The organism is Streptomyces sp. SID10853 (assembly GCF_010548145.1).
Taxonomy (GTDB): domain Bacteria; phylum Actinomycetota; class Actinomycetes; order Streptomycetales; family Streptomycetaceae; genus Streptomyces.
Genome location: NZ_JAAGLN010000234.1, coordinates 1 through 10,862, shown reverse-complemented (window position 1 = coordinate 10,862; position 10,862 = coordinate 1). Strand labels below are relative to the sequence as shown.

General features: G+C 70.5%; 10 protein-coding genes, 1 tRNA gene and 1 pseudogene. 9 read left to right on the top strand and 3 right to left on the bottom strand.

Annotation, left to right across the window (positions count from 1 at the left end; translation table 11 throughout):
• Positions 1–949, bottom strand: a pseudogene (locus tag G3I19_RS29940) (hypothetical protein); the annotation flags it as partial.
• A gap of 7 nt (positions 950–956) precedes the next feature.
• On the bottom strand, positions 957–1,940 hold the full coding sequence (locus tag G3I19_RS29935; protein ID WP_164266852.1) for an SMI1/KNR4 family protein: 984 nt from the start codon (positions 1,938–1,940) through the stop codon (positions 957–959).
• A 263-nt stretch (positions 1,941–2,203) separates the two neighbouring features.
• On the opposite strand from G3I19_RS29935, the gene G3I19_RS29930 reads away from it, so the two are divergent.
• Complete coding sequence (locus tag G3I19_RS29930; protein WP_164266851.1) at positions 2,204–2,833, top strand: YwqJ-related putative deaminase; 630 nt, start codon at positions 2,204–2,206, stop codon at positions 2,831–2,833.
• Positions 2,834–2,843: 10 nt separating this feature from the next.
• Positions 2,844–3,377, top strand: coding sequence for an SUKH-3 domain-containing protein (locus G3I19_RS29925; protein ID WP_164266850.1), 534 nt, complete (start codon positions 2,844–2,846; stop codon positions 3,375–3,377).
• Positions 3,378–3,588: 211 nt separating this feature from the next.
• Here G3I19_RS29925 and G3I19_RS29920 read toward each other — a convergent pair whose 3' ends face one another.
• Entirely contained in the window at positions 3,589–4,923 is a 1,335-nt protein-coding gene (locus G3I19_RS29920) for a histidine kinase (RefSeq protein WP_164266849.1), read from the bottom strand.
• A 142-nt stretch (positions 4,924–5,065) separates the two neighbouring features.
• Here G3I19_RS29920 and G3I19_RS29915 point away from each other — a divergent pair, with 142 nt between their 5' ends.
• The 7 genes from G3I19_RS29915 (at position 5,066) to G3I19_RS29885 (ending at position 10,806) form a co-directional block, all read left to right on the top strand.
• A complete protein-coding gene (locus G3I19_RS29915) occupies positions 5,066–5,947 on the top strand; it encodes a hypothetical protein (protein WP_164266848.1) in 882 nt (293 codons plus the stop codon).
• Positions 5,948–5,954: 7 nt separating this feature from the next.
• A tRNA-Gln gene (locus G3I19_RS29910) sits at positions 5,955–6,027 on the top strand.
• Between the two features lie 112 nt (positions 6,028–6,139).
• Positions 6,140–7,636: a bifunctional UDP-N-acetylglucosamine diphosphorylase/glucosamine-1-phosphate N-acetyltransferase GlmU gene (gene glmU, locus G3I19_RS29905; RefSeq protein ID WP_164266847.1), complete on the top strand. Its 1,497-nt coding sequence runs from the start codon at positions 6,140–6,142 to the stop codon at positions 7,634–7,636.
• A 139-nt stretch (positions 7,637–7,775) separates the two neighbouring features.
• Positions 7,776–8,753 (top strand): ribose-phosphate diphosphokinase, encoded by a 978-nt coding sequence (locus G3I19_RS29900; RefSeq protein ID WP_164266846.1) that lies wholly within the window; start codon positions 7,776–7,778, stop codon positions 8,751–8,753.
• 193 nt (positions 8,754–8,946) lie between these two features.
• Positions 8,947–9,534 carry a 50S ribosomal protein L25/general stress protein Ctc gene (locus G3I19_RS29895; protein WP_164266845.1) on the top strand — a complete coding sequence of 196 codons (588 nt, stop codon included), beginning with the start codon at positions 8,947–8,949 and terminating at the stop codon, positions 9,532–9,534.
• A gap of 171 nt (positions 9,535–9,705) precedes the next feature.
• Positions 9,706–10,299 (top strand): aminoacyl-tRNA hydrolase, encoded by a 594-nt coding sequence (pth, locus tag G3I19_RS29890; protein ID WP_164266844.1) that lies wholly within the window; start codon positions 9,706–9,708, stop codon positions 10,297–10,299.
• A 42-nt stretch (positions 10,300–10,341) separates the two neighbouring features.
• On the top strand, positions 10,342–10,806 hold the full coding sequence (locus G3I19_RS29885; protein WP_164266843.1) for a hypothetical protein: 465 nt from the start codon (positions 10,342–10,344) through the stop codon (positions 10,804–10,806).
• The last annotated feature ends 56 nt before the right edge of the window (positions 10,807–10,862 follow it).

Here is a 10,862-nt window from a genome sequence, read left to right as displayed (position 1 = left end):
CCGGAAGCCGGCCGGCGGCGGGCGGCGGCAGGGGCGCACCCGGCGGAGGTGACGGCAGCTGCGAAGGCTGCTGGCCGGCCGGCGGCTGCTGGGGCGAACCCGAAAGCTGCTGGGACTGCTGCTGAGACAGCGGCTGCGGCTCCGGAGACGGCTCCGGCTGCTGGAACTGCGGCGGCGGCTGGGAACCGTCCAGCGCGGGCGCGACAGTCGTCCGCGGCAGCCCGCTGCCCCCGGACATCAGCGCTGTCTTGGCCTCGGGCGCGACACCGGGCGGCGGGGCCCCCTCGTCGTCCGAACCGGCCAGCGGCGGCGCGAACACGGTCGCGGGCAGCGGAACCGAACCGTCCTGCCCCCCGGGCACCGCATTCGTGTCGGTCCCGGCCCACGGCGTCCCGTCCGCGGGAACACCCTCACGGGCCGTGGGCTCATGATCCCCGTCGGCCCCGGAGCCCGCACCGGACGCACCAGCGCCGCCGGACGCACCAGCACCAACTGCCCCACCAGAGCCGCCTGACGCACCAGCACCGCCCGGCACATCGGACGCACCGGCCCCGGTGGCCCCCGACCGCCGGTCAGGAATGCCCAGCTTGTCCGCCGCGTCCTGCAGCCACTCCGGCGGAGTCAGCAGGAACGACGTCTGGTTCAGATCGATCCGCTGCGACGGCTCCGGCGCCGCCGGCGCATCGCCCGAGGCCCCGTACTCCTCCTCGTACCGCCGCACCACCTCACCGACCGGCAGCCCCGGCCACAGCGTCGCCTCACCGCCGTCCCTGGCGATCACCAGCCGCTGCCGGCCGCCACCGCCCGAAGGCCCGTCGGCCCGGTCCTCCGCCCACACCACGAAACCGAGGTCGAACTCCCGTACCCGCACCTCACGGTGCTGATACGCGGGAACGTCCCCATTGACCCACTCTTCCGCGCGCTCCTGCGCCTGCGCAAAGGTCACCATCGGCTCATCACCCCTCGGCCGAGACCGGGACGGCCTGCGCGAAGCCGCCGTCCACCATCAGGTTCGCCACTGTCTCCAGCTCCGGCGGATTCCCCGCGAGCCGCTCCAGGAACGCGTCGAAATCCTCACCGCACGGCAGCAGCAGCCGCTCCACCCGCTCGGGCGGCGGCCACGCGTCCTGGTCACGGGCATCGTCGTACGCACAGAACCAGACCGTGCCCACACCACCGCCCTTGACCTTCACGGCGACAATCCCGCCCTGGACGAAACCCACGCCCAGATAGTCCTTCGTCAGATGGTCCCGAAGGCACTTGTTCACGTACACCAGGTCATTGACGGCGGCCTCGTCCCGCACGGTGAAGAACGGCTGGTCCACCAGCAGGCCCAACTCCGCGTCCAGCGCCGTACCGACCGGCGCACAGCCACCCGCCGCCTTCAGGAACGACCGGTACGCGGCAGGCAGCCGGTACCCCAGATCCTCCTCGGCGGCCAGCACCAGCTGCTCACCGACCGCCACCGACCCTCTGGGCAGCCCGAAATGGGCGGGCCGGGTGTCCTGCAGCGGACGCGTACCCCGCTTGTTCTGGTCCACAGCGGCCGTCGCTAGCCCGCCGTGATGCCGCAGCAACGCCTTGACCTCGACCGGCACCAGCTCCAGCCGGCGCCCGCCCGGCACGTGGTGCCAGGTCCAGCCGTGCGGCGTGGCAACCGCCGGGATCGTGTCCCACAGCTCGTGCCCCGACGCCGCCAGCGCGGCATTGGCCGACACATAGTCCGTGAGCCGCAGCTCGTCCACGCCGAACCCCTCCGGGGGCTCCGCGATCTCCGCGGCCGCGCGCGCGTACGGCGAGAAATCCGGGAAGCCGTTCCCGTCCACCCGCACACCGCGGGGGTGGCGCGCGGCCCGGACCGGGTCCGGGAAGCTTACGAGCTGCCCGGCATAGGCCGCGTTCGGTGGCGCGGCTTGCTGCCCGAGCCGACCTGTCGTCATGGCGGTTGCCCCCTGCTGCGAATGGCTTGGAACGACAGCCTATGCGGTGGTGCAAGAGCCGGTCCCGCCCCGTCGCCGCACAGTCCCGGCCCCCGCACAGCCACGTAACGGACGGTCACGTTCGAGTGACCCGCAGCCGACACACCACGCCGATCACAGGCCCCAGCTTCCCCACCCGGTGCCCCATTTGGCAGGCTGACCCCGCAACACGGGGGGCGCAACACCGGCGGCAGCCGCCGCGGGGTGGGAGGGGTAGCACGACCATGCACACCGCACAGACACCGCACACGCCGCACACACCGCAGCCATCACCGGCGGCACAGGCGGCACCGCACACATCACCGGCGGCACAGGCGGCACCGCAAACCGGCCCGGCACCGCACACCGCACCGCCGCCGCACCGCACCGGACCTGCGGGCGACCCACGCCTGCGCTGGAGCAGCACCGATTCCCGCCCGCCCGAACTCCGCCACCGCAGGGACGGCATCCTCCCCACCGTCGCCGCCGCACTCTCCGTACGCGGCGCCGACACCCTCACCTCCACCGCGGGCAAAGCCGACCAGCCCCCCGCGCTCCACCCCCTGGTCCAGGACTTCCTCACCACCCTCACCAGCGGCCAGCGTGAACGATTCACCGGACGCTGCCCCGAGGCGATCCTGCTCTCCCGCCACCTCACCGGCGTGGAAAGCACCCGCTCCAAACGCGCCTCCCGCAAACCCCTCACCAACGGCGAAGCCCGCCGCACCCTCAAACACGCCAAAATCACCGCACGCCACATCCGCGAGGACGGCGATCCACTCCACGGCAGCTACGCACCACCCTGCCGCTCCTGTACGGCGATGCTCGCCCACTTCGGCGTACGCGCAGTCGACCCGACCACCGAGAAGGGCTGAACCACCGCCGATGCCGCCGCACCCGCAGGACGCACCGGACGCACCCGCCGCCACCGGCACCCGCTTCCCCGAAACCGTGGACACCACGCTCCGCGAAGCAGGCTGGCTGCCCGGCCGCTGGGACATCCGGGGCGCCGAACAGTGGGCCGACACCCTCCGCGCCCACGTCTCACCCGCCGGCCACCAGCACGCCGTCTTCCCCGCGGCCGTCGAAGCCTGGGCCGAATTCGGCGGACTGTGCATCACCGGCCCCGCACCCGGCCGCCAGACAGCCCCGTCCCCTGTCAGGATCGACCCCCTCAGCGGCCTCCACCTCGCGCGTACCCTCGCCGACCTGGGCCGCGCGCTCGGCACCGAGATCGCCCCGCTCGGCGACGAAGCAGACGGCAGAGCGCTGCTGGCGATCGACGCCGAGGGCCGGATCTACAGCATCGACCACACCGGCGACTGGTACCTGGGCCACGACATCGACCAGGCACTCGCCACCCTCATCACCGGACTCCAACCGGTCAGACTCGGCTCCGCACAGAGCACCGGCGCATAGATCCCGGACCTGCCCCGGCCTGGCCCTCGCCTGGCCCCGGCCTGCCCCCGGCCCGCCCCTCGCCTGCCGCGTGCCTCCGCCTGCCCCGGCCCGCCCTCGTCTGCCCCGGCCTGCCGTCACGTACCTCCGCCTGCCCCAGCCTGCCTCCGTCTGCCCCTGTCTGCTGCCTCCGTCTGCCTCCGGCCAGGAGAACCGCGGACCCACCGCCCCGTCAGGCCCGCTCGGCAGACCGCTGATCCGGCAGCACCGCCGACACCCGGAACCCCCCGGCCTCCGTCGGCCCCGACACGAACACCCCGCCCAGCGCGGTCACCCGCTCCCGCATCCCCAGCAGACCGTTCCCCCCGCTCGGCAACCCCGCATCCGCCGCCCCCGCATCCGACGGACCGTTCTCCACCTGCAACGCCACCTCGGCCCCCCGGTGCGCCAGCCGCACCCGCGTCTTCGCCCCGGCGGCATGCTTGTGCACATTGGTGAGCGCCTCCTGGACCACCCGGTACGCCGTCTGCTCCACCAGCGCGTCATACGCCCCGGCCGCACCCTCCACCAGCAGCTCCACCACCATCCCCGCCGCACGCGACTGCCCCACCAGCACATCCAGCTCATCCAGACACGGCCCGTCCTCCACCGCGGCCGCCGCGGCAGCGGCCGCCGCCACCCCTACAGCCGCCAGCGGCACCGCAGCCGGCGGCGCCGCAGCCGGAGCCCGCACCGGCTCACCCGACCGCAACACACCGAGCATCTCCCGCAACTCGGTCAGCGCCTGCCGTCCCATGTCCCCCACCAGCGCCGCGTTCCTGGACGCCTTCGCAGGATCCTTCAACGCCACCGCCTGCAGCGCCGCCGCATGCACCACCATCAGACTCACCCGGTGCGCGACCACATCGTGCATCTCCCGCGCGATCCGCGTCCGCTCCTCCGTCCGCGCCCACTCGGCCCGCTCCTCGGCCCGGTCCGCCAGCAGCGACAGCTCACGCTCCAGACTGTCCGCACGCTCCCGCAGACTCTCCATGAGCCGGCGCCGCGCCCCGATGTACAGCCCGAACAGCACCGGCGGCGCCGTCAGCCCCAGCGACATGAAGACGGACCCCAGCACGACGAACACCGGCCCCGGCGTCCCGTCCTCGGCGCCCACCCCGTGGCGCAGCCGCACGAACGTCACGATGAGCGTCCCGAGCGTCGCCATCACGGTCAGCGCACCGGTCAGCCGGCGCGGCACATCGGAAGCGGCGAGCGTATAGAGCCCGACGATGCCCATCAGGAAACCCATCTGGGCGGGCGTCGTGGCGACCGACACCAGCACCACCGCGATCGGCCACCGCCGCCGCAGCACCAGTACGAAACCGGCCAGCAGCCCGAACACCACCCCGAGCGGCACGGGAAGCCCGGCCTGCCCGGAGAAATCAACACCCTCCAACGCACACTCAAGAGCCGAGACGACACCCAGCCCCACATCCAGCACGGCACTGCGCCGCCGTTCCCACCACCACCAGCCACGGGCGGTCAGCCCCGTGGCCGTGGCGTCTTGCGCCCCCGTTGCGGTCATGGCAACCAGCGTACGGGCGGGCGCACCCCTGCCCCACGAATTTCAATGTGGGAGGTTACGCGCAATACACCCCGATCACTCGATCCAGTGAATCGAGCAGGCTTTCGAACCGGACGTCCGCATTCCGGACGATGCTGCCACCATGACCGGTATCCGCAACAAAAGCAGCAAGTACTCCGACTTCGAAGGACTGCGTGCCCAGGCCGTCGCGCTGCGCCGGGAGGGGCTCAGCCGCCGCCAGATCCGCGACCGGCTCTTCGTCGACAACAACGACATCCTCAACCGCCTGCTGGACGGCGAGCCCGCCCCCGAGTGGACGAAACGCCCGAACGCGAAGGACGGCCTCCGGGCGAAGGCCCGGGAACTCCGGCTGCAGGGCCTGACGTACGACCGGATACAGCTGGAGCTGGGGTGCTCGAAGAGTTCGATCTCGCTGTGGGTACGGGATCTGCCGAAGCCTCCCCGGCGTACGCGCGAGGACGCATCGGCGATCGCGAAGCGCGGCTGGGAGGCCACGCTGCAGCGGCGCGATGCGGAACGCCAGGAGACCAAGCGCGCGGCCAGGGAAGCGGTCGGCGCGCTGTCCGACCGGGAACTCATGATGGTGGGGACCGCGCTCTACTGGGCCGAAGGGACCAAGGACAAGCCTCACGCCCGACGTGAGAGCGTCGCGTTCGTCAACAGTGACCCCAGCATGATTCAGGTGTTCCTGGCTTGGCTGGATCTTCTCGGAGTGGACCGCGAGCTGCTCCACTTCCGCGTACTGATTCATGAGTCCGCCGACGTGGCCGCCGCCGAGGAGTACTGGGCGGCGCTCGTCGGGAGCGATGCCTCGTCGTTCGGCAGGACCACCCTCAAGAAGCACAACGCGAAGACCGTGCGCAAGAACGTCGGCGCCGACTACCGCGGCTGTCTTGTCATCCGGGTTCGAAAGAGCGCCGGCCTTTATCGTCGCGTCGAGGGCTGGTGGTACGGCATAGTAGATGCCAGCGTTTTGGCCGGGGAGCACTCCTCGCCCGGTTGACGCGCGTTCCGCCGTAGTGTAATCGGCAGCACGGCATCCTTTGGAGATGTTCGGTCTAGGTTCGAATCCTAGCGGCGGAGCAATGAGTGGTTCGGGTCCTGACCTGCCAGGTCGGGACCCGCCCCCATTTCCACCTCCCGGCCCCCCGGTATTCTGCGGATATCCACCCACCCGCACCCGAAGGGCACCACCGTGAGCGCCACTCCCCCCCAAGGTCTCGGTTCCGCGCAAACAGGGGGAGAGGCTCCCTCGGCTGCCGCCGCCGTCGTCGTTCTCGCGGCGGGTGCGGGCACCCGGATGAAGTCGGCCACGCCCAAGGTCCTGCACGAGATCAGCGGCCGCTCGCTCGTCGGGCATGTCATCGCCGCCTCCCGCGAGCTGGCGCCCGAGCAGCTCGTCGTGGTCGTCGGGCACGAGCGCGAGAAGGTCCAGGCCCATCTCGCCGAGGCCGACGCGAGCGTACGGACCGCCGTGCAGCGCGAGCAGAACGGCACCGGGCACGCCGTCCGTACCGCGCTCGAAGAGCTGGGCACGGCCCCGGAGGGCACCGTTCTGGTCGTCTGCGGCGACACCCCGCTGCTCACCGGGGCGACGCTCGCCGCGCTGGCCGCCACCCACGCCGCCGACAAGAACGCCGTCACCGTGCTGACCGCCGAGGTCCCGGACGCCACCGGTTACGGGCGCATCGTGCGCGATCACGCCACCGGCGCGGTGATCTCGATCGTCGAGCACAAGGACGCGTCCGAGGCCGAGTTGGCGATCCGGGAGATCAACTCGGGGGTGTTCGCCTTCGACGGGCGGCTGCTCGCGGACGCGCTGGGCAAGGTGCGTACGGACAACAGCCAGGGCGAGGAGTATCTGACCGATGTGCTCGGCATTCTGCGGGCGGCCGGTCACCGGGTCGGGGCGTCGGTCGCCGGTGACCACCGGGAGATCGTCGGGATCAACAACCGGGTGCAGCTGGCGCAGGCGCGTGCGCTGCTGAACGCCCGGCTGCTGGAGCGGGCGATGCTGGCGGGGGTGAGTGTGATCGATCCCGCGTCGGTGTTCATCGATGTGGCGGTGACCTTCGAGCCGGATTCGGTGATCCACCCGGGTACGCAGCTGCTGGGGACGACGCATCTCTCCGAGGGCGCCGAGGTGGGGCCGAACTCGCGGCTGAAGGACACCGTGGTGGGTGCGTTCGCGCGGGTGGACAACACCGTGGCGGACGGTGCGGAGGTGGGCGAGCACGCGACGGTGGGCCCGTACGCCTATCTGCGGCCCGGTACGCGGCTCGGTACGCGGGGCAAGATCGGGACGTATGTGGAGACGAAGAACGCCACCATCGGTGAGGGTTCGAAGGTGCCGCATCTCTCGTATGTCGGCGATGCGACGATCGGTGAGTTCAGCAACATCGGTGCGGCGAGTGTCTTCGTGAACTATGACGGACAGGACAAACACCACACAACGATCGGGTCGCACTGCCGCACCGGTTCGGACAACATGTTTGTGGCTCCCATCACGGTCGGGGACGGTGTCTACACCGCTGCGGGCTCCGTGATCACGAAGAGCGTGCCGGCCGGTGCGCTGGCCGTTGCCCGGGGCCAGCAAAGGAATATCGACGGTTGGGTGGCCAGGAAGCGGCCGGGAAGTGCCGCCGCGCGGGCCGCTCAGGCCGCCTCTGATGAGTCCGGCGGCGAAAGCTGACCGGAAACACGTGCGTTCATCTGCGCGTACCGTGATAGACGCATGCTCGGCTTACGGGCCGGGACTCCGGGGTACGCCCCGGTACATACCTCCGGCTGGCTCGCCCAGCAGCAATCAACACGTCTGAGGAGACTGTGCTGTGACCGGGATCAAGACGACCGGCGAGAAGAAGCTGATGCTCTTCTCCGGCCGCGCCCACCCCGAGCTGGCCGAGGAGGTCGCCTCCCAGCTGGGGGTCGACCTGGTGCCGACTAAGGCTTTCGACTTCGCGAACGGCGAGATCTACGTCCGTTTCCAGGAGTCGGCCCGCGGCGCGGACTGCTTCCTGATGCAGAGCCACACGGCTCCCATCAACCAGTGGATCATGGAACAGCTGATCATGATCGACGCGCTGAAGCGGGCCTCGGCCAGGAGCATCACCGTGATCGTGCCGTTCTACGGGTACGCGCGGCAGGACAAGAAGCACCGTGGCCGTGAGCCGATCTCGGCCCGGCTGATCGCGGACCTGATGAAGACCGCGGGTGCGGACCGCATCCTCACGGTCGACCTGCACACGGACCAGATCCAGGGCTTCTTCGACGGCCCGGTGGACCATCTCTTCGCGCTGCCGATACTGGCGGACTACGTGGGCGCCAAGGTGGACCGTTCGAAGCTGACCATCGTCTCTCCCGACGCGGGCCGGGTGCGGGTCGCGGACCGCTGGTGCGACCGGCTCGGTGCGCCGCTGGCGATCGTCCACAAGCGCCGTGACAAGGACGTCGCCAACCAGGTCACCGTCCACGAGGTCGTGGGTGAGGTGAAGGGCCGGGTGTGTGTCCTGGTCGACGACATGATCGACACCGGTGGCACGATCTGTGCGGCCGCGGACGCGCTGTTCGCGAACGGCGCCGAGGACGTCATCGTGACGGCGACGCACGGGGTGCTGTCGGGCCCTGCCGCGGACCGTCTGAAGAACTCCAAGGTGAGTGAGTTCGTCTTCACGAACACGCTGCCCGACCCGGACAATCTGGAGCTGGACAAGATCACGGTGCTCTCGATGGCGCCGACGATCGCCCGTGCGGTGCGCGAGGTCTTCGAGGACGGCTCGGTGACCAGCCTCTTCGAGGAGCAGGCGTAGCAGAGCAGGTCTGACAGCGGCCTGAAAGATCGATTTCTGGGACGGCCTCCCGGCCGGGTAGACTCACGGAGTTGCTCGGCGAGGGAGGCCGTACTCATGGGTACGGGACTCCGTTATCGACGCGCTCTTCGTAGCAGGCCGCGATACGTGGCCGGGTGACCCATCCGTTTTCGTCACCTCCGAGGAGTGCCACATGGCTGAGGTCAAGCTCACCGCTGAAGTCCGTTCCGAGTTCGGCAAGGGCGCTGCCCGCCAGATCCGTCGTGAGAACAAGGTTCCCGCGGTCATCTACGGCCACGGTGCCGACACCGTGCACGTCACCCTGCCGGGCCACGAGCTGATGATGGCGCTCAAGACCGCCAACGCGCTGCTGCGTCTGGACATCGAGGGCCGCACCGAGCTCGTCATCCCCAAGGCTGTCCAGCGTGACGCCATCAAGCGCAACCTGACCCACGTGGACCTGCTCGCGGTCAAGCTGGGCGAGAAGGTCACGGTCGAGGTCTCGGTGCACGCCGAGGGCGACCTGGCGCCGGGCGCCAACCTGCTGGAGTACGTGCTGAACACCCTGACGGTCGAGGCCGAGGCCACCCACATCCCCGAGTCGGTCACCGTCTCGGTCGCGGGCATGGACGCGGGCGACTCGATCCTGGCGAAGGATGTTCCGCTGCCGGCCGGCACGACTCTGGCGACCGACGAGGACGCCGTGGTCATCCAGGTCGTGGCCGCGCAGGCCGAGGAGCCGACCGCCGAGGCCGAGGCGGCCGAGGGCGCCGAGGCCTGAGCCTCGCGCTGAGTGTGTGTCCGCCGGTTGTTCCGGCGGGTCCGGGGCCGTGGTGTTCCGGAGTGTGTCCGAGTCCGCCGTCCGTGCCGCAAGGCGCGGGCGGCGGCTGGCTGTTCACCGGCTTCACCGGGCTTCGCCGGGAGTCGGACACGTGCAGATGGAGACGTGCAGATGACGCCCGACCCGACCGCTCCCTGGCTGATCGTGGGCCTCGGTAACCCCGGTCCCGATTACGCGGCCAACCGCCACAACGTGGGTTTCATGGTGGCCGATCTGCTGGCCGAGCGCATCGGGGGCCGCTTCAAGGCGCACAAGGCGCGCGCTCAGGTGGTGGAGGGCCGGCTGGGTCCGCCGGGGCCCGGCAACCGGCGGGTGGTGCTGGCCAAGCCGATGTCGTACATGAATCTCTCGGGTGGTCCGGTCACGGCGCTGCGCGATTTCTACAAGGTGGGGACGGCGAACATCGTCGCCGTCCATGACGAGCTGGACATCGATTACGGGACGCTGCGGCTCAAGCTGGGCGGCGGGGACAACGGGCACAACGGTCTGAAGTCGATGACGAAGTCGCTGGGTCCCGACTATCACCGGGTGCGGTTCGGTATCGGCCGGCCGCCGGGCCGGATGCAGGTCGCCGACTTCGTGCTGAAGGATTTCTCGTCGGCGGAGCGCAAGGAGCTGGGGTACTTCGTGGACCGGGCGGCGGACGCGGTGGAGGCGCTGATCATCGAGGGTCTTGACCGGGCGCAGACCACGTACAACTCCTGACGGGTTGACCTGGCGTGGTCCGATGGCCAAGGATCGCGCCCCATGAAGCGGAGTCACGGCGTCCTGCTGTACGCGCGCCGGGCAGCCATGGGCTGTGTCGCGGTGCTGATCCTGGTGGCCGGTTTCTGGTCCTCGTGGGGAACGGCGCAGCATGTGCTTCTGGCGAAGGGCCGTGATCACGGGACGCTGACGGTGGCCTCGTGTGCGGGCGGCACGTGTTCGGGTCCGTTCGTGCCGTCGGCCGGTTCGGCTGCGCACAGCGGTCTGGTCATCGACAGGTCGACGGCTGCGGAGAAGGGTGAGCGGCTGCCTGTGGTGGTGCGTCCCGGGAGTGATGAGGCGATCCGGACGGGCTGGGCGGGTGCGTTGCACGCGTGGGTGCCGCTGGGGGGTGCGTTGCTGCTGGCGGCGCTGGTGATCGGGGGCGGGTTGCGGATGACGCGTACGGGGTGGGCTGCGGGGGTCGCGGGGGCCGGGTTGCTGGTGGCGGCGTTCGTGGCGCTGTGAGGGCGCGGGTCCAGGTGCGCGGGGCGGATGCGCCGGGCACCCGCCCCGCGCGCCCG